The sequence below is a fragment of the Paenibacillus harenae DSM 16969 genome, from assembly GCF_000422465.1.
In the GTDB taxonomy this organism is placed as follows: Bacteria; Bacillota; Bacilli; order Paenibacillales; family Paenibacillaceae; genus Pristimantibacillus; species Pristimantibacillus harenae.
Genome location: NZ_KE383844.1, coordinates 440,920 through 459,974, shown reverse-complemented (window position 1 = coordinate 459,974; position 19,055 = coordinate 440,920). Strand labels below are relative to the sequence as shown.

Sequence of the window (19,055 nt, the reverse complement as noted above, 5' to 3'; positions counted from 1 at the left end):
GTTAGAAAAATTTTTTTGACCTGTCGATTCCGATGTCTCTCGTTCGTTGCGAATATAGAGGCAAATCATAAACAAGGAGGAGATTCACAATGAGATTCATGATGATCGTCAAATCAACAAAAGATTCCGAGGCCGGCGTCATGCCGAGTCAAGAGCTTTTTGACGCAATGGCAAGGTACAACGAGGAGCTTGCGAGGGCTGGCGTGCTGGTTGCAGCGGAAGGACTCCACCCGAGTTCGAGCGCGATTCGCATCTCTTATCCCGAACCAGGCGGAAAGGCAAAAGTGGTAGACGGGCCCTTCACGGAAGCGAAGGAGCTGATCGCCGGCTTCACGTTGATCGAGGTGAAGTCAAGGGTAGAAGCGATCGAGTGGGCAATGCGAATGCCGGATCCGCACGGCTTCGGCGAAGGGGAAGTCGAGCTGCGCCAAGTGTTGGAGGCGCCGGAACTGACCCAGGACTCGGAAGCGTTAGCCAAGGAACTTGAAATGCGGGCACAGGTCACGAGGAAGCCGAGGTCGTGAAGAAATCCGCAGTCCACCGTTCCATCGATGGAATCTGGAGAATCGAGTCGCCTAGGATTATCGCCGGTCTCGCACGAATGGTACGCGATGTTGGACTTGCCGAGGATTTGGCGCAAGATGCGCTTATCGTCGCGCTCGAGCGATGGCCGGAGACGGGTATGCCCGACAACCCCGGAGCATGGCTGATGACAACCGCGAAACGTCGAGCTATCGATCACCTGCGCAGGAACAAGTTGCGCGACCGCAAATACGAGGAGCTAGGCTGGGAAATCGACCGTCAGCACGAGCCTGATTGGGATGAAGCGCTCGACGATCCCGTTGGCGATGATCTCCTTCGCCTCATCTTCACGACGTGTCATCCTGTCCTTTCCGCCGAGGCGCAGGTAGCGCTCACGCTTCGCCTGCTCGGGGGATTGACCACCGAAGAAATCGCAAGCGCGTTCCTTGTTCCGGAACCGACCGTCGCCCAGCGGATCGTTCGAGCGAAGCGCACTCTCGCAGCGGCACGCGTTCCTTTCGAAGTACCGCCGAAAGCTGAACTGGCGGCGCGTTTGTCGTCTGTGCTTGAGGTCATCTACCTCATGTTCAACGAAGGGTACGCCGCGACTTCCGGCGGAAGCTGGATCCGGCCCATGCTCTGTGATGAAGCGCTGCGGCTCGGGCGGATGTTGGCTGAGATCGCGCCCGACGAGCCGGAAGTCCATGGACTCGTGGCACTGATGGAAATTCAATCTTCCAGATTCAGAGCCCGGGTCAGTCCGAGCGGAGAACCGATTCTACTTATGGACCAGAACCGGGCGCTATGGGATCACCTTCTTATCCGTCGGGGGCTGACCGCGATCGAACGAGCCGAGCGTCTCGGAAGGGCATTCGGTCCCTATCTGATTCAAGCCTCGATTGCGGCGTGTCACGCCCGTGCCCGCACGGCTTCCGAGACGGACTGGGTCCGGATTTCGGCGCTTTACGACGCTCTCTCCCAAGTCGCGCCATCGCCCGTCGTCGAACTGAATCGTGCTGTCGCGCTCTCGATGGCGTTTGGCCCGGAAGTGGGACTAGAAGTCGTCGATGCGTTAATGCAAGAACCGTCCTTTAAAAATTATCATCTTTTACCCAGCGTACGAGGAGACTTTCTCATGAAGCTGGGGCGAAAGCAAGAAGCCTGTTCAGAATTCAACCGAGCAGCTTCGCTGGCGCGCAATGAGAAGGAGCGCGAGTTGCTCTTGAGGCGTGCGTCCGAGAGCGCCGCGCAATAAGACAAGAAAGCGAGAGGAGAGGTCAAATGAGCCAAGAGGTTACCGAGTTTATCGAGAAAGTCAAAGAGCCGTGGCAAGCCAGTCTATCCCATTTTTTACGCCAAGTCGTCCATAACGCCATTCCCGACGTTCAGGAACGCATGCAATACAACAAGCCTCATTTCCTAAAGAACAAAAAATATGCAGCAGTGATCTCGACTTCAAAGGATGCTGTCAGCTTCACGATCTTCAATACGGCGGGGCTGGAGTTGCCCGAAGGGGTGTTCGACGGCCCTCCGGAAAGGAAGACGATCAAATTCCGAAATGGTCAACAGATTGATGGCGGAATGCTAACTGATTTGGTAAAACAAGCCTCCAGCACGCTATAACTCGGAAGCCGCCCATCAGTGGGCGGTTTCTTATTTCAGAACCCCTCCAACCTGTCGATTTTCATGGATTCCATTCGTTGTATTGGTAGAGGCAATACAAAAGCCTCAAAAATAGGAGGTGCACACGATGCGATTCATGTTGATCATCAAAGCGACGAAGGATTCCGAATCCGAACATCCAACAAGACGGGAGGTGCTAACAGCGATGCGGAAGTACAACGCACAATTGGCGAGAGCCGGGGTGCTGCTCGCCTCCGAAGATCTTCTTCCGAGCTCAAGCGGTACCCGTCTCTCTTATCCTGTTCCAGGAGACGAAGCGGTTATGAAGGAGGGTCCCTTTAACGAGACAAGAGAACTTGTCGCCGGCTTCACGCTTATCGATGTAAGATCGAGAGAAGAAGCAATCGAATGGGCATTCCGGATGCCGGATCCCCGCGGATTCGGAGTAGGAGAGATCGAGCTTCGTCAGGTGAATGAGATCCCCGAAAAATATCTATAATTTTTCCGCGGATGTGTCGATTCTCCCGTCGGTGGATCGTCGCTTTAATAGAAACTCGGATAAATAACTTGCAAAGGAGAATTTCCATGTACACGGTAACATCGAAAGACGGCACCAAGATCGCCTATGACAAAGCCGGTCAAGGCCCAGCGCTTATCTTAGTCGGAGGAGCGTTCAGCTACCGGAAATTCCCGGGACTGGTGAAGTTGGCCTCCCTGTTATCGGAGCGCTTCACGGTCTACAACTACGACCGTCGCGGTCGCGGGGATAGCGGAGACAAGCAGCCCTATGCCATCGAGCGAGAGATCGAAGATCTTCAGGCTTTGATCGATGAAGCTGGCGGGTCGGCTTATGTCTGGGGGATATCGTCCGGCGCGGTTCTTGCCCTGCAGGCAGCGGCATGGGGTGCCAATATCGCGAAATTGGCGCTGCATGAGCCTCCTTTCATCGTGGATGTGGCGGACCGCCAGCCGCCAAAAGATTTTATCAGGCAAGTGACGGAGTTGATTACGGACAATCGCCGTGCCGAAGCCATCCAATATTTCATGACCAAAGGGATGGGCGCACCTTCTTTCGTTGTCGGGATCATGCGCTTGATGCCGGGTGTATGGTCCAACCTGATGGCAGTTGCGCACACGATCCCTTATGATGCGGCTTTACTTGAAGGATATACGACCGGAAAGCCGCTACCCGCAGATACGTGGAACACGGTCCAAATGCCGACGCTGGTGCTCGAGGGCACGGAGAGCCCGGTTTCGATGCGTCGCGCCACTCAGGCGCTGGCCGAGGTGCTTCCCCGTTCGCAACTGAAAAGCAAGAAGGGACTCGGCCATACGAAGAAGCTTGATGCGAAGATCATTTCATCGGAGCTTGCGACATTTTTTATGGGAAAATAATTACGAGAGGAAGATTTCTATGCAAAATGCAATTGTCCAAAAGAGCAATCTAAATTTGAATAAACTGCTACTGATCGGTGGGGCGGTTTCCGCACCGTTGTTTTTCGCAGTAGCCATCATCCAGGCGTTCACTCGTACGGGATTCGATATCAGGCGTCACGCCATCAGCACCTTAACACTGGGCGATTTGGGTTGGATTCAGAGTACCGGTTTTATCGTCACCGGATGTCTCTCGGTGTTAGCGGCCATGGGAATTCGCAGTTTGCTGCAAGGCGGTAAGGGAGGCGTATGGGGACCATTGCTCATCGGGATTTACGGGATCGGCATGATCGCGGCCGGGCTGTTCCGGCCAGATCCTGGCCTCAGCTTTCCTCCCGGCGCCCCCGAGGGCATGCCGACGTCGATGAGCAGCTCTGCGGCCATCCATTCTTTGGCTTTCTTTACGGCTTTCATCTGCCTGGTTGCGGCATGTTTTGTTTTTGCCCGCCGGTTTGCCGCGCAAGGTGATCGCAGCTGGAAGACCTATTGCCTAGCGACGGGCATCATTTCTCCTTTGCTTATCGCAGCGGGCATGGTCATGAATAGTTGGATCGGCGTTATTATGGGGTGCGCCGGATTGGTGGCGTTTGGATGGGTTTCGGCTCTTTCTATACGTTTGCGCGCCGAAGTGTCTAAAGCATAGGTTCATATTAGGGTGGCTTCAGCAAAAGTGCAGGACAAGGACTGCGAGATCGCATAAGAGAGATACGTAATCGCCATAAATCTGTTTCCATAGAGGAGTTAGCAAAGTTAATGAATCCTGTCATACGAGGGTGGTTCAATTATTTCTCGAAATTTGCCGCTGGCTCAGCCAATGAATCCTGACTTACAAGAGCCGAATGGAGGGAGACCTTCACGTTCGGTTCTGTGAGAGACTGGGGGTGAAATTCCCCCGGTCTACTCGACCTTTAAAGCTTCCTTTTTTATGTGATCTAAACCGGTTGTAGATTTGGCGCGCGTTTTCACTCAAGTAGAGTTATGAAATATTTGCTTTTTTCTCTTGTTGATACAACATCCAACTCACGATCAACATGTATACTACTGTTACGATATGAATCCATGATGGCGTTTTATCTACTGCATTTTGCAATACTAAAATCGCATCTACTACAGGCATACCTGTTGCAGCTAATAAAAATACCATGGATGCTTTTCTCATCCGAAGCACCATCAAAGCTAGCATAAATACTCCGATGAATAAATCCCGATCTGCTTTAATCCAAACAATAGGTTTGTCAGCAGCATCTTGCAATGGTAGACCAAAACCTTGTATTGCGGCTTCTGGTTGAAGAAATCCGTTTACTCCTATATACAACATCAATAGTGTAACAACTCCTACCAGCCAAAACGTTACAGACTTTGGCCCCCAATACGATGGACTCATTTTATCGATCTCCTTTTTCTATTTTCTTTGATTGACTTCATACTAAACCAGTCATAGAACTACTGGCACCTGATCGAATCAACCAAACGATTTAGTGATTTGGAAAAGCTCATTCCAGCTGTCTCCCAAAAAATGCTCATACCCGTTAGAAGTGATGTGTGCTTGGGGAGAAAATCATAATGAGCGAAAATGGGAAGAATCAGCCTCTTAAGGCTACGGGTTCATACCCGTCTGAGTACTTCTATCCTGTTCATTTGCCAAATAATGGCCCAACACAATGGAATCAAACGGGATTAGCACTTAATAGAATTCTTCCGCGACTATGCCTGCCCTCGCTTCGTATGTGTGCCTCCTTTACCTCGCTCAGCGGGTATATCCTGTCAATTTCCGCTTTTATGGTGCCATCCGCGAGCAGTTGCGCTACCGCTATATTGTCATCATACGTAGGAAACGCGGTGCTAAGTTTGGCTTTAACTTCGAATTCACGTGCTTTCTCTTGGGAGGGCGGTTGCACCAACGAGACGAGGCATCCACTCGGTTTCAATACCGACCATGATCGATCTTGCGTACTTCCCCCAACCGTATCTATTACCAGATCGACATCCTTTACGACATCTTCAAATGGATTAGTTGTATAATCGATCACTTGATCAGCTCCCAATGATTTTACATAATCGAGATTAGCGCTCGAAGCGGTGCCGATCACTTTGGCACCCTTCCATTTAGCAAGTTGAACAGCGAATTGTCCTACCCCGCCGGCCGCAGCATGAATCAGAACGGTCTGACCGGATTCCAAGTTTCCTTCTGTGAACAAAGCTTTCCATGCTGATTCGGCTCCTGCTCCAATCGTCGCTGCATCTTCCAGCTTGAGATTTTTGGGCACATGCAACAACCCGTTTAAATATGGTTCAGAAACGGAAACGATCCCATATTCTGAATAAGTTCCTTTCATCTTACCGAAAACGAAATCGCCTACTTTAAATTCCGTTACATTGTCGCCCACGGATTCAATATTGCCGGAAAACACTGCTCCCGGAATATACGGCAGCGGCTGGGGAAATATATCTTTCAGTATTCCGCTGCGAATTTTCCAATCCAGTGGAATCACTGCCGCATATACAACACGGACAAGAACTTCGCCGGATTGCGGCTCCGGACGTTCCACATCTTCCAATTTCAGCACACCTGGATCGCCGAAATCATGCACACGCACTGCCTTCATCATTGATTTTGACATTTGAATTCTTCTCTCCCTTGTCTAATATATTTTTCCTCAATGCTTTGCTTTTCAACAACGCCAATTGCAAACGCCGCAATATGCTCAGCTTGTATGGCTTGTATGCCTTGTATTATAATTGCTTGAGCAGAATTCTCTCAAGAACGCACTTTTGAGTAACATGGTATCCATTTTGATACAGGGGAGGATAGAATATGAACGAAGAAAAACTTTTCTGTCCTGTCGAAAAGGCTCTGGCCGTAATCAGCGGAAAGTGGAAGCCTCATATCTTCCGGCACCTGATTGGCCGAACAAAGCGCTTTGGAGAGTTACAGAGAGCTTTGCCACAAGTTACACGAAAAATACTTACACAACAACTTCGGGAGCTGGCAGATGACGGTGTCGTCATCAGAAACGTATATCCACAAGTTCCTCCTAAAGTAGAATATTCTCTTAGTGATTATGGCAAGACTCTCATTCCGATTATGAGCTCGCTGTCAGGTTGGGGACAAGCGCATATCGAACGCGACAATCATGGCGGAGCCAAACAACCTGATGGCTGACTGTGCCTGAATGCCAGTCATTTAGGTAGGGTTCTCCGTGATGTTTGTAACGGCAAGTATTAAGGCCATCCTTTATCGGATGGCCCTTCTTTTCATATACCAACCTTGAGCTAAGGATCGTACGAACGTTCTTTGGAAGCAAACCCGTATTACTGATTGTCTGTGTCTGAGATGGAGACAATTTTTAGTGGATAATGAGATACATGATTTACTGAGGAAGGTTAGCTACGGATTTATGAAGATTTTTAACTCTTCGTATGCTATTTATGTCCCAGATAATGCTGCAAGAACCGTTCTATTGAACATTGATTTTGAAGGAGAGATTCCATGTCGTAGTGGTTGAAAGTAAGATAAAATGCCGTAAACGTATATGCAATGGTAGAAGGCATTAATAATTTATATGCTGAATTCAAATTTAAAAGGGCGTTTTTTCAATACGAACTCAGGACAAATAATTATCAGATGAAAGAGTTCGCAATAAGGATCCACAAGGGTATACGATTGGCTTTGGAGAATCATTAAAGATTCTCAGATAAAAAGGTTGAAAAAATCCGGATTAAAATGAATGCGATGAAACGGCAGCGGACATAAGGGCTGTCGTTTTCTTGCCTAAGTTTTATTACATTTATGTACATCTACTTTGCAGGCGGTGTCACCACCCGCAAAGTAGATGTAATCTATGGTGAATTTTAATCGTCGATCCTTACGAGCGCTTCATATGGGCGAGAAGCGCGCTTCTTGCCAGGAATATGGGTAAAATGATCCACACACCGAAGCATCGCTTTCACAGCATGATGGCTTCAACCTTTCTTGTAGCGTTCGTATGCGGCGTTATAGATGTTCATATACTCGTCGAGGCCCATTTTCATAAACTGCTCCACGTACTTGTCCCATTCCGCGAACGACATGCTGCCGGTAATAAACTTCGCCTGCGTTTCTTTCACGTAAATGTCGATGTCGTTATGCAGCTGCGTCATCTGATCGTTCTCTTCCAGCGTATAGATGAAGGCCGGCCACACTTCCTCCGGAAGATACGGCTTTACCGTTTCCGTGGCGGCGATCATCGAAGGCAATGCGGCTTTGAATGTCTTCTCCTTCACGATGCCCGGATAAGAACCGCCCGGCCATGTCAAAGATTGCGCGACGATCTGCTCCAGCGTTTTACCGTCAGGGCTGTTGACCATTTTTTGCGAATATTGCACCGAGCCGTCCGGCTGCTCCTCGTACGTATCATCCTTCCAGCCCATGAAAAACTTCAGGTTTCCTTCATCGCCGTAGAAGTAATCGATCCAGCGCACCGTTTCGGCCGGATGCTTGTTTTTGTCCGTGATGACGAACGCGCCGGGAGAAGCGAGAGAGGAACCGATAAAGGAAAACACGCGGTCGCCGTGAGGCCCTTCAAGCGCGGGAGCACCGATGTAATTCGTCAGCTTCATGAGCGTTTCCATGCTTGTAATGATCGACGATCCGTAGATGCCTTCCGAGCCTTTCGCATAAAATTCGTTGTTTTGCACCGTGAAGATGTCTTGATTGATCAGCCCTTCTTTATAAAGCTTATGTATATATTCCAGCATCTCCTTGTATTTCGGATCGGTCGGAACAAAGCGCAGCTTATCGGATTGCGGATCGATATCGACATATGCATGCAAGCGTCCGCGGTTCGTCAAGCCCCAGGCGCCTTTCAAATGATTGATCAAATTGTCCGGCTTGATCCCCGCGTACGGAATCTCGTCGTTTTTGCCGTTGCCGTTCAGATCGGTCGTTTTCACGGCCTGCAAATATTGGTAGAACTTGTCCGTCGTGTCCGGTGGAGCCATACCCAGCTTATCGAGCCAGGTTTTGTTGAGCCACAGGGGCGAACTGACGAGCAAATACGTAAAATTCGGATCGTAATAAGTCGGGAACGAGTAAATATGTCCGTCCGGCATCGTAATGCCCTTTCTCAGAGCCGGATTTGCGTCGAGCAGCTTTTTGAAGTTCGGCGCATGCTTGTCGATCAGATCATCCAGCTTGATGAACGATCCTTCCTGGCCGTGCTTGGTCAGATCGGACGCCGTCAGTCTGGCCGTATGGAAAGCGTCGGGATAATCCCGGCTGGCCATGACCAGATTGAACTTTTCCTTCAGTCCGGCAGCCGGAACCATCTGCCATTCGATATCGATATTCGTCATCTGTTCGTACTCGTTGAACAGCCTTACGTTGTTCCAGTCCGGATTGGTCGTCGGCGCCTGGCCCGCCATAAAGGTCAACTTGATTTGATCCATCACGATCGGAAATCCGGCCGCATTCATATTGGGCTGACTTTCTGCGCCTCCCGGATCCGTCGTCTTCCCGGCGTCCTCGCCGTTTCCGCTGCATCCCGCCGCCAATAAAGTCATACAGATCGCGGCAGCCATCGACACTTTCCATTTTTTCTTCATGGATCTCAAATCCTCCCTAATCAAGATCTGTCATGTATTGCTTAAGGGTTATCCCTTCAAAGCCCCCACCATAACACCTTTGACGAAATACTTTTGCAAAAACGGATACAGCAGCAGGACAGGAAGATTGGCCACGACAACGACCGCGTATTTCAACCCTTCCACCTGCATCATATGCTTCACGAGCGACTCGTCCTGAACCTGCACCATGTCAGTCATCTCGTGCTGGATTAATATTTCCCGTAAAAACAGCTGCAGCGGAAAGCGGCCGCGATCGGTCATGTAAATGAGCGCGTTGAAAAAGGCATTCCAATGGCCGACGCTGTAAAACAAAGTCATGACCGCTAAAATCGGCATCGACAACGGCAAAACGATTCGGAGCAAAATCCGGATGTTGGAGCAGCCGTCGATCTGGGCCGATTCCTGAATTTCATACGGAATGCTGCTCTGGAAAAACGTTCGCATAATAACGACGTTCCATACCGATACCGCGCCGGGAATGACGAGTGCCCATATCGTATTGAGCATGCCGAAATCGCGGACCAGCAAATAAGTCGGGATCATTCCCCCGCTGAAAAACATCGTAAACACCATAAATCCGGTAATGACGTTCCGGCCGGCGAAATCTTTCCGGGACAATGGGTAAGCAATTATCGTCGTGAGCAACAAGTTGATTGCGGTGCCGACAACGGTATACACAATCGTGTTCAGGTATCCGTTCAATATGTTTTTGTTCTGAAACACCTTCGTATAGGAGTCAAGCGTAAACTCGACGGGCCATAGCCATACGTTCCCTTTCATAATGTGCGAAGGATCGCTGAACGAAGCGCTTATAACAAAGACGAGCGGGTAGACGACGATCAGGACCGTAAGCGACAGCGATACGTAAATAAAAGCTTCGAACCATTTATCTGCTCTCGTTTGCCCCAATTCCGGGCCCCCCCTTTACCATAGGCTCGTTTCATTGACTTTGCGGGCGATGGCATTGACCGCGATCAGCATGACGAACGTGACGGCCGCGTTGAACAGGCCGACTGCCGTCGAGTAGCTGTACTGGGCTCCCGCAATGCCCATCCGGTATACATGGGTCGCAATAACGTCGGACGTTTCCATATTCAACTGATTTTGCATCAGAAATACTTTCTCGAAGCCGACGCTTAGTATTCGGCCTGCGTTCAGAATGAGCAAAATGACGATGGTCGGCATGATGCCGGGAAGATTGATATGCCATATTCGCTGGATTCGCCCGGCCCCGTCGACTCTCGCCGCTTCGTGCAGCTGCGGGTCGACCCCGGCCAAGGCGGCCAAATAAATAATCGAGCTCCATCCCATATGCTGCCATGCGCCAGACAGAACATAAATCGTCTTGAACCAGCCCGGTTCCGTCATGAAAGAGACGGGGTCTCCGCCAAACAGGCGGATGAACTGGTTCACAAAGCCCGTCTGCGGGGACAGGAAAATAAACAATAGACCGGCCAGGACGACCGTCGACAAAAAATGCGGCGCATAGGTGATCGTTTGTACAAACCGTCTGAACAGCCGGTTTCGCGCCTCATGGATCATTAGCGCCAACAGGATGGGCAAAGGAAATCCGACGGCAAGCTCATACAGACCGATGCCAAGCGTATTCCGAATCAATCTCCAGAAATGATAGCTGTCAAAAAAACGTTCAAAATGGACGAAGCCTGCCCACGAGCTGCCCCATATTCCTTTCGAGGCGACGAAGTTTTTGAAAGCGATTTGCAAGCCGTACAACGGAACGTATTCGAAAATGACGAAGTACGCAAGTACGGGCGCAGCCATCAAGTACAGATCCCAATTTTTGCGGAACGGCTTCCATTTGCCCGGGCGACCCGGCTTCCGTTCCGATGATTTTTCCGGGTTGTCCGATCCGTCCAACGTGGCTGCCATAGACGTCACCTGCCTTTCGGGCTTTCAGGAGTAGTAGTAATAATGATTCAGAGGATACGAAGCATCCAAGTCGTTGACGGGCGATAAATGCTTCAGATTGGGGGCGGAATACTTTTGCCGGTATTGGGATGCGGTCATACCCTTCACGTTCATGAACGTCCGATAAAAGTAATGCACATTCTGAAACCCGACGGCATACGCGATTTCAGAAATGTTCCATCTCTCTTGCACCAGCAATTGACAAGCCCTTTCGATTCTGCGTCTCAAAATCGCCTTCTGCGGTGACATGCCCGTGTACTGAACGAATTTCCGGGTGAAATGCTCATGGCTCCAACCCGCCTCCTGAGCGAGCCGGGTGATTGTAATCGGCTCATTTAAATGACGGTCGATATAATCCAAAGCTTTCAATACGGGCAAGGAATGCTTCGTATCGGAGATGGGCGCGAACTTGGAGGAAGGCATGCCCTTCAGTCCTTCCAGCTCCGCAAGCGCCGAAGCGAGCAGCAGCTTGCACCGGTCTTCCCACAAGTAAACCTTTTTGCTGGACAAATACAAGATTTGCTTGATCAAGAGCGGTACGAATGTCTCTTCGACGGAATGCAGACAGACGGATTCGTTTTGCGGCAATGAGTTGTTCTCGTCGGAAAGGTCCCTTTCCCAGTAAAAGGTGATGAACAGATGCCTTACCGGATGGGATTTGTCGAATTCATAGGAATACGTTTCTCCGGGCGGCGTAATAATGATGCATGGCTTGCTTAGAACGATCGCCTTGTTCGAGCAAACGTACCGGGTATCGGTGCCGGTCGGAAAATAAACGATTTGATGATATTGATGGCGGACCGGACCGTAAACCCAACCCGGCTTCACGATAAAATCGCCGGACATCATGAGTCGAATTCGGCCGAAATCGACGGTGGAACGAATAAGATCGAATGACATGGCAAGCGCTCCTCGTATTTGTTTCATATACGTATTGTACTACACCTTGTCATGCTGCCTACTGATCGTAGTCCCGATCATTGTGCAGGAATATGTGCATCTTGCAGATACGGGGCCACAGATGATAGGGCGCCTTCCCCGATCAATCATGGTTTTAGTATGGGCGATTCGATCAAGTGCCTCAATGCAGGGGAACAGCGATTTTGTGCACGTATTTGATCTACACATTTCCTTAAAAAACCGCCGAAATCATGAATAAGCCAATATGTTCGTTTCGGGTCACAAAATAGCAGGCTTAGTGCATTTCCAAGTTCGTCCAAGCGAGATAACTTAGTATTACGCAGTCAAAACCGATGACGAGGAGGCCATAAGCTATGGCATCACATGTAAAAGAGGAATATTCGCGCAACGGGTATGTCGTGCTTCCCCGATTGTATTCCGAGGAAGAAACAGCCTTGTACAAGGAAGAAGCGCGAAAAGTAGTGGAACAAAACGGCGTCGGCAAGGAAGGCGTCTATGTGGGGATGGCCGTGGCAAGCTCCCTGTTCAAAAAAGCCGCGGCGCATCCGGTTTTGGTCGCGGCGATGAAAGAAATTATCGGAGAAGAAGTCGTTTTTTTGAGCGACAAGCTCGTGTTCAAAAATGCGTCGACCGATTTCGGATCGCCTTGGCACCAGGATTACCCTTACTGGAAAGGAAGCCATAAAATCTCGGTATGGATTGCCTTGGACGATGCCACACCAGCAAACGGCTGCCTGAAAGTCGTGCCCGGATCCCACTTAAAGGGAGCGGCGTTTCATGGCGGCGACGCGTCGGACGGCCTCGGCTTCATCAATCGTTTGGGGGATGCTGATCTTGAAGGCCAGACCGTAGTTGATCTGACCGCTTCGCGAGGCGATGCTATTATTTTCCATGATTTGTTATACCATGCTTCTTATCCGAATACGTCCGGCAAGGACCGGTGGGCCTTAATCTCGACTTACAAGGATGGAACGCAGACGGACCCGGAGTATAAGTGGGCGAAAGCGGCGTTTCGGGTAAGCTGACTTCGGCAACCGGCAACTGTTAAAATGTGAAGTGGGAGACCGTTCATAGCCCGTATACCGGATATGAACGGTCTTTTGTGCGCTTGGCAGCGCATTGCGCTAGCGGGTGAAAGACGGAAGGGGGGAGGGTGTGAAACCGCAGACGGGCAGGTTAATGGAGCGGATATGCAGAATAAATAATAGAAGAATCAACGGAATCAGCTACAAATAGGAGATGAAATGAATACTGTGACCCTATTCTATTATATTGCTGCAGCTCATGAACTTCCAACGGGTTCGTTCGGACAGAAAAAAACGTTCATTACTCTTATTGATTATGTAACGAAAGTGAATCCTGCCGCCAGGAATCAACTCCCCACGCAATTATTACTGGAGAAATACCCGCAAGGCGATAAGCTTATGGAGATTTATGAGACTGAGGAGGATGCTGCAGGTTTATATATAACCGGGCCCATCACCAGACAAGATTACTCGCATCTGTTCCGTCATCCTTGGGTTTACCAAGTAGACCCTGAAGGCGGTTCCTTCAAGATCAATGACGAAATTAAACAGTCTCATCCCCTTTCATATAAAACCAGCAAAAAGTGCTTAACAGAGCTATTCGCTTATTTGCGTCGTAATATGGGGAACGGTGAAGATATAGAACTGTACTCCTGCTGGGCATACGGACAGGAGAGATTTGCGGACACACCTAAAAAGGAGCTCGATCACGTACTTGAACTATCCACATTTCAATTGGAGAATGAGTTCGAGTGGAAAGAACGTCAATATATACGAGTAAAAAAGTGAGCGAGGAGCAGCGTGTCTGTACGCTAAAGGGACACGATTAGCTCAATAAGCACAATTTGACGGCAGCCGGTGAATTGCCGCAGCCTCGTTAGCGGCACGGGTCGGGAGGAACAACCACGACGCCGATCGCGGTTTGTTCCGCAGCGGTGCTGTTCGCTTCTTGCTGCTTGCCAGAAAGGGTGAAAAATAATGCGGAGGAAGGCGCTTCTCTCGTTCGCGATCTTGATCATCGTGGGTGGCGTAGCATTTTATTACGTCCCAAGGGATATAGATTTTGATGCGCAAGGAGTCAAATATCGGCTCGGGAAAGAAAATCGCGGCACGGAGGAGCTGGTACGCATTCGTATTCAAGGGAAGCTGTACAGGAGTTGGCTGGGGGATCAAACCTTCAACGGAATCGTCGATATCGAGGGAGAAGAACTGCCGGTGCCAGAAAACCAAAGGCAGTTGACGATTCCGCTGGACAATAACCGTTCAGGGTGGGTGGTTTACCATTATGTCGAGGATGCGCATCCCAAGCACTATTCTTACGGCATGATCTACACCACCGACGATTTCCGGAAAGTGACGATTTCCATTCACGAACAAAGCGGGCAGGATGAAAGCAAAGGTTGGAACGGAGAGGATGGTTACATGTTGTCTACACCTGCCTCCAGCCGCGAAGAAGCGCTTCGTATATCCAACGAACTGATGAGCGAGTTTTGGCAAGGATATGTTTTTCGATAATTCTCCTATGTTAGTGGAAGAAGCTGGGTGGCCTCTATCAATTATTGGACTTACGAGTGCGAAATCGAGAATTTTTTCAGCTGTTTGAAGCTGTTACTCCGATTCGAATTACGCATTGGAAGGGCAACTAGAAATCTTGAAGAAAGTGCTAAGCAATTGGGAGAACGCGTTGGACACGGATTTGGAATTTTCTAAATGGTAGACTGGCATTGAAGGAGTTGAACAGTTATATGACATCAAGTAATGAACTAAGACAGAAGAAGATAATAGAGAAAACGGAAGCGTTTGTAAAAGCTGAGTTGAGTAACGACCCAACTGGTCATGATTGGTGGCATATTCATCGGGTTGTACAAATGAGTAAACGATTAGCTGACGCAGAAGGTGCTGATATATTCGTTTGTGTATTAGCTGCTCTTTTACATGATGTAGCTGATGAGAAGCTTAATGAATCAAAGGAGAGCGGGCTCCGTAAAGTAGGCGACTGGCTAGAAACTCAATTGGTTAATAAAGAGGAATGCAGGCATGTCTTGGAAATTATCTCAACGATGTCGTACAACGCGGGTACTAATCCACCAATGAGAACATTAGAGGGAAAAGTGGTGCAAGATGCCGACCGTCTAGATGCAATTGGGGCAATCGCGATTGCACGAACTTTTCTCTATGCTGGTTGGATAGGCCATCCTATTTATGACCCCGACATAGTACCTCGTGATTCTATGACACCCAAAGAGTATCGTCATGATAAAAGCACTGCAATTAACCATTTTCATGAAAAATTGCTTAAACTTAAGGATCGTATAAATACAATTACCGCTAAAAAAATAGCTGAAGAACGCCATCTATACATGGAGCAATATGTGGATCGGTTCTACCTAGAGTGGGAGGGGCAAGTGTAGAGTTTGAATGCTTGTACTCCGGATTTGCAATAGAAGGCTGCCGACAGTAATGTATAGGCAGCCTTCTCCGTAACGGGCAGACGGGTAAAGTTAATTCATAGTTTACATAAAAGCACCAAAAAAATAGTAATATGAAGTATTATAATGTGAGGTGATAATGCTTGTACGCTGTCGAGTTCTTCTTCGAAGAAAAATTTGAGCAATATGTTAAAAGTATTTGGAAGGGTCTACATGATGAACAAATAACATCAAATATGTACGAGATTTCCGAAATAAGACCGCATATGACTGCGGCGGTCTACAAGGATATCCCTGATCTGGAAAGGTATTCTACACAATTCAACTCATTTTTTGAAAATCTATCAGAACTTGATATTAAGTTTGATATTCTCGCATCTTTCCCGACTTCAGGGACATTATTTATAGATCCAACTGTCACAGAAGGCTTAATTAAATTGCATAAACAATATCATAAGGAATTCGAAGATTTACTTGAGTTTGCAAACCAATATTACATCCCCGATAATTGGAACCCCCATTGCACTGTCGCATTACAGCTTTACTCAGAACAGATGATTGAAGCAATGAAATATTGTTACCAAGTTTTTATCCCTCAAAAAAGCAAAATAATAGGAGTAGGATTAGTAAAGCTGGATTTTGAATCGAATAAATGCTTGAGCAGTCCCACCATTATGTCAAAAGTATTTAAGCCGTATGAATCATCGGCAATCCCGACTCAATGTAACAGTTCGGGTGATGAAGGCGAAATCTATTAAATCCCGACGACAAGATGCTGGGCGGTAATTTTTTCAATGAGTTGATTTGTCTCGCTTGCTGACGTTGTAAAAAAATAACACTTATTCGCACATAGGCCATGGAGCATCGTTATTTGCTCAGTGGTCTTTTTTTGTTTTTACGGCAGCTCTTGACCCTAACACTAGTGTAATACTTTAGAATCAGGCTTGAACACGCAGAGAAGACGTTTTGCGGTTCAAAATTAACTCATTTATTAGGGGAGGACTTTCAATTGGAGAGGAAAGATCAAAGTAGTACAGGGGAAAATTTAAGTGACAACTCTATCGTTACTGGGGAAATGATGGTGGGCGAGAATCGCTTATCAATATCAGTCATCGGTTTGGGCAATATGGGCTCGGTACTGGCCGAAACATTCGTCAAGGCAGGACATCCGACTACGGTCTGGAACCGCAGTGCCGTGAAAGCTGCTCCCCTCATTGCCATGGGTGCGGTACACGCGGATACAATCGAGAACGCAATCTCGGCAAGCACATTAGTTATTACTTGCCTTACTACTTATGATGCCACGATCCAGGCAATGGAACCAGCTGGAGTTGTACTGGCTGGCCGAACCTTAGTCTCTCTGAACTCTGGTACACCTGCAGGTGCTCGTAAGATGGCCGCTTGGACAACTGGACACGGTGCGAGGTTTCTCGACGGAGCAGTCAAAAATGTACCAGCAGCCGTAGGGAAACCGGACACCCTCCTGTACTACAGTGGTGACAAGGCTACGTTCGACGAGTACGAGACGACGTTGAAGGTGCTTGGCGGCGACACCGTCTACCTTGGTGGGGAACCGGACCTCGCCAAACTTTATGAGTTCGCCGTGGGAGGAACGTTGCTGCCGGCCCTCCTTGGTTTCTTCCAGGGTGCCGCCCTTGTAAAGGCACGCGGCCTGCAGGCAAGCTCGCTGGTACCGTATTCCATTAAATGGCTTGAGATGATCGGATCGGTCCTGCCAGGTTTTGCGGATGAGATCGATTCAGGTGACTACACCAAGCCAGCCTCCTCTGTCGGCATCTTCCATGAGTCTATCGCATACGACCTTGAGATAGGCGAGGAGGCGAACATTGACGTCACTTGGCACGCTCCTATGCATAATCTCCTTAGACGGGCGGTAGCGACAGGCCATCGGGACCACAGCATCTCATCACTGGTTGAGCTGCTCAGGATGTCGGAACGGGTGGAATAAAAGATTATAATAGAGTATTTATCACCAAATCGAATTTTAAGCTGAAAGGGGTTTCTCCATTGAATAGTAGTAATCAAAGTGAGAAAACAAACAACGAGTCATTTGGTGATGCTAATGCAGGTGGGAATCGCTCATCGGTCACGGTCATCGGGTTAGGTCCCATGGGCAAGGCGATGGTTAGCGCTTTCTTGAATCGCGGCTACAAAGTGACCGTATGGAACCGAACTTCAGAGAAAGCAGACGAGCTTATGACAAAGGGAGCCATTAAGGCATCCTCGGTTAACGAGGCTCTTGCCTCCAACGAATTGGTCATTCTCAGCCTGACGGACTATGATGCAATGTATGCAATACTCGAATCGGTCTCGGAGAGACTATACGGCAAAGTTATTGTCAACCTGAGTTCGGATACCCCGGAGAAAGTACGCGAAGCAGCGAAGTGGTTAACCGAACGCAGGGCCTGGCATCTCACCGGTGGCGTGTTAGCCTCACCTTCAGAAATCGGCAATATGGAGTCTATTACACTCTATAGTGGTCCGATTGACATCTTCGAAGCTCACAGGGAGACTCTTGAGGTGCTAACTGGAACTGATTATAAGGGCGAGGACCCAGGACTTGCCATGTTGTATTACCAAATTCAGATAGATGTCTTCTGGACCGCAATGCTCAGCTACCTTCACGCCTTTGCGGTGGCGAGAGCGTACGGCATTACAGGTGAACAATTCCTGCCATACGTCTCGGAAATCTAAGTTACTTGAGTTCTACACCCTTCGTATCGACACAGGAAAGCACCATGGCGACGTTGAAAGACTTGCTATGGGCTTGGCGAGCATCGAGCACGTCGTTCATACCTCCAAAGAAGCAGGTGTCGATACTTCTCTACCCACCGCCGTTCTTGATATCTTCAAGCGTGGTACTGCAAGTGGTCATGCTGATGATAGCTTCACCAGCCTCATTGAAATCTTCAAGAATTTCGGTGATCGTCCATGAAAAATAAGGGATGGCCTTAAAATATGCCGTTACCGATGTACGGAGAACCGTATCACAAATAGTGGTAAAGCGGAGAGTTGAGTTAAAGGTAGAGGCGTCAATATTAGAAACAGGTAAAAATGAGTATGCCCACTCTCCACTCTGTATTGATATATTGACTCTAACGTAGCGTTAACCCTTATAGTGGTTTCAAAGGGGGCGTTTCAAATTTATACAACGGGTCAACTAGAGCGGGCTACCGGCATTACCGAAAGAACGATTTCCTATTACAACAGTTTAGGTCTACTTTCACTTGAGAAAAAGCATGGGAAGAAGATGGTGACTAATGATGATTTGATCCTCCTTGTGAAAATATTCATTATGAAAATAACAGGTAAAAAGTTAAAGAATATTCGAACCATCGTATTGGAGCAAAAGCATCCCATCTGCGAATTAGTAAGAGATCTTGAAAAAAAGAATGATCAAATTATCGATTTACTGATCAGACTGAAACAATTCGACAAAAAACAAAATCAGAATAAAGATATCCTTCCGCTCTTGCTTCACATGAATAGCTTTTTACAAAGCTATGTTGAGTAATGTTAGGATGATTTAAGGGAAACTTTTGATTCG

22 protein-coding genes and 1 pseudogene are annotated in these 19,055 nt (G+C 48.5%); 17 read left to right on the top strand and 6 right to left on the bottom strand.

Translation table 11 applies throughout. The annotated features are described in order from the left end of the window. The first annotated feature begins 89 nt into the window (after window positions 1-89). The 7 genes from H581_RS0126165 (at window position 90) to H581_RS39790 (ending at window position 4,404) form a co-directional block, all read left to right on the top strand. Complete coding sequence (locus tag H581_RS0126165) at window positions 90-524, top strand: YciI family protein (RefSeq protein ID WP_028612578.1); 435 nt, start codon at window positions 90-92, stop codon at window positions 522-524. Next, window positions 521-1,777, top strand: a complete 1,257-nt coding sequence (locus tag H581_RS0126160; protein WP_028612577.1) for an RNA polymerase sigma factor — start codon at window positions 521-523, stop codon at window positions 1,775-1,777. Before H581_RS0126165 ends, H581_RS0126160 begins: the two co-directional genes overlap by 4 nt. A gap of 26 nt (window positions 1,778-1,803) precedes the next feature. Then, window positions 1,804-2,145 carry a DUF1801 domain-containing protein gene (locus tag H581_RS0126155; protein ID WP_028612576.1) on the top strand — a complete coding sequence of 114 codons (342 nt, stop codon included), beginning with the start codon at window positions 1,804-1,806 and terminating at the stop codon, window positions 2,143-2,145. A gap of 127 nt (window positions 2,146-2,272) precedes the next feature. After that, a complete protein-coding gene (locus H581_RS0126150; RefSeq protein ID WP_028612575.1) occupies window positions 2,273-2,644 on the top strand; it encodes a YciI family protein in 372 nt (123 codons plus the stop codon). An 86-nt stretch (window positions 2,645-2,730) separates the two neighbouring features. After that, window positions 2,731-3,540: an alpha/beta fold hydrolase gene (locus H581_RS0126145; protein ID WP_028612574.1), complete on the top strand. Its 810-nt coding sequence runs from the start codon at window positions 2,731-2,733 to the stop codon at window positions 3,538-3,540. 19 nt (window positions 3,541-3,559) lie between these two features. Then, window positions 3,560-4,222, top strand: a complete 663-nt coding sequence (locus tag H581_RS0126140; RefSeq protein WP_036720096.1) for a DUF998 domain-containing protein — start codon at window positions 3,560-3,562, stop codon at window positions 4,220-4,222. Window positions 4,223-4,263: 41 nt separating this feature from the next. Beyond that, complete coding sequence (locus tag H581_RS39790) at window positions 4,264-4,404, top strand: group II intron maturase-specific domain-containing protein (protein ID WP_084134824.1); 141 nt, start codon at window positions 4,264-4,266, stop codon at window positions 4,402-4,404. Between the two features lie 151 nt (window positions 4,405-4,555). On the opposite strand, the gene H581_RS0126135 is transcribed toward H581_RS39790, so the two are convergent. Continuing rightward, entirely contained in the window at window positions 4,556-4,963 is a 408-nt protein-coding gene (locus H581_RS0126135) for a DUF4267 domain-containing protein (protein ID WP_028612572.1), read from the bottom strand. 99 nt (window positions 4,964-5,062) lie between these two features. Between H581_RS0126135 and H581_RS39125 the strand changes: the two genes are divergently transcribed. Continuing rightward, window positions 5,063-5,143, top strand: coding sequence for a hypothetical protein (locus H581_RS39125; protein ID WP_245600179.1), 81 nt, complete (start codon window positions 5,063-5,065; stop codon window positions 5,141-5,143). Between the two features lie 103 nt (window positions 5,144-5,246). On the opposite strand, the gene H581_RS0126130 is transcribed toward H581_RS39125, so the two are convergent. After that, the gene (locus H581_RS0126130; protein ID WP_051251384.1) at window positions 5,247-6,200 is read right to left on the bottom strand and encodes an NADP-dependent oxidoreductase; all 954 of its coding nucleotides are present in this window, start codon (window positions 6,198-6,200) and stop codon (window positions 5,247-5,249) included. Window positions 6,201-6,394: 194 nt separating this feature from the next. Here H581_RS0126130 and H581_RS0126125 point away from each other — a divergent pair, with 194 nt between their 5' ends. Continuing rightward, complete coding sequence (locus tag H581_RS0126125) at window positions 6,395-6,742, top strand: winged helix-turn-helix transcriptional regulator (RefSeq protein WP_028612570.1); 348 nt, start codon at window positions 6,395-6,397, stop codon at window positions 6,740-6,742. Between the two features lie 800 nt (window positions 6,743-7,542). On the opposite strand, the gene H581_RS0126120 is transcribed toward H581_RS0126125, so the two are convergent. The 4 genes from H581_RS0126120 to H581_RS35455 are packed head-to-tail and all read right to left on the bottom strand — an operon-like array spanning window position 7,543 to window position 12,012. Further along, on the bottom strand, window positions 7,543-9,162 hold the full coding sequence (locus H581_RS0126120; protein ID WP_036720093.1) for an extracellular solute-binding protein: 1,620 nt from the start codon (window positions 9,160-9,162) through the stop codon (window positions 7,543-7,545). A 48-nt stretch (window positions 9,163-9,210) separates the two neighbouring features. After that, the gene (locus H581_RS0126115; protein WP_028612568.1) at window positions 9,211-10,092 is read right to left on the bottom strand and encodes an ABC transporter permease subunit; all 882 of its coding nucleotides are present in this window, start codon (window positions 10,090-10,092) and stop codon (window positions 9,211-9,213) included. Between the two features lie 15 nt (window positions 10,093-10,107). Further along, window positions 10,108-11,073 carry an ABC transporter permease gene (locus H581_RS0126110; protein ID WP_028612567.1) on the bottom strand — a complete coding sequence of 322 codons (966 nt, stop codon included), beginning with the start codon at window positions 11,071-11,073 and terminating at the stop codon, window positions 10,108-10,110. 24 nt (window positions 11,074-11,097) lie between these two features. Next, window positions 11,098-12,012: a helix-turn-helix domain-containing protein gene (locus H581_RS35455; protein WP_051251383.1), complete on the bottom strand. Its 915-nt coding sequence runs from the start codon at window positions 12,010-12,012 to the stop codon at window positions 11,098-11,100. A 374-nt stretch (window positions 12,013-12,386) separates the two neighbouring features. On the opposite strand from H581_RS35455, the gene H581_RS36715 reads away from it, so the two are divergent. The 8 genes and pseudogenes from H581_RS36715 (at window position 12,387) to H581_RS37460 (ending at window position 19,022) form a co-directional block, all read left to right on the top strand. Then, window positions 12,387-13,058: a phytanoyl-CoA dioxygenase family protein gene (locus H581_RS36715; protein WP_028612566.1), complete on the top strand. Its 672-nt coding sequence runs from the start codon at window positions 12,387-12,389 to the stop codon at window positions 13,056-13,058. Between the two features lie 219 nt (window positions 13,059-13,277). After that, the gene (locus H581_RS0126095; RefSeq protein ID WP_028612565.1) at window positions 13,278-13,847 is read left to right on the top strand and encodes a hypothetical protein; all 570 of its coding nucleotides are present in this window, start codon (window positions 13,278-13,280) and stop codon (window positions 13,845-13,847) included. A 189-nt stretch (window positions 13,848-14,036) separates the two neighbouring features. Next, the gene (locus H581_RS0126090; protein WP_028612564.1) at window positions 14,037-14,573 is read left to right on the top strand and encodes a hypothetical protein; all 537 of its coding nucleotides are present in this window, start codon (window positions 14,037-14,039) and stop codon (window positions 14,571-14,573) included. 230 nt (window positions 14,574-14,803) lie between these two features. Next, window positions 14,804-15,469 (top strand): HD domain-containing protein, encoded by a 666-nt coding sequence (locus H581_RS0126085; protein ID WP_028612563.1) that lies wholly within the window; start codon window positions 14,804-14,806, stop codon window positions 15,467-15,469. Between the two features lie 161 nt (window positions 15,470-15,630). Beyond that, complete coding sequence (locus H581_RS0126080; RefSeq protein WP_028612562.1) at window positions 15,631-16,245, top strand: 2'-5' RNA ligase family protein; 615 nt, start codon at window positions 15,631-15,633, stop codon at window positions 16,243-16,245. Between the two features lie 251 nt (window positions 16,246-16,496). Continuing rightward, window positions 16,497-17,456, top strand: a complete 960-nt coding sequence (locus H581_RS0126075; protein ID WP_211231504.1) for an NAD(P)-dependent oxidoreductase — start codon at window positions 16,497-16,499, stop codon at window positions 17,454-17,456. 59 nt (window positions 17,457-17,515) lie between these two features. After that, a pseudogene (locus H581_RS35445) lies at window positions 17,516-18,443 on the top strand (NAD(P)-dependent oxidoreductase). 183 nt (window positions 18,444-18,626) lie between these two features. After that, on the top strand, window positions 18,627-19,022 hold the full coding sequence (locus tag H581_RS37460) for a MerR family transcriptional regulator (RefSeq protein ID WP_169507546.1): 396 nt from the start codon (window positions 18,627-18,629) through the stop codon (window positions 19,020-19,022). Window positions 19,023-19,055 lie beyond the last annotated feature (33 nt).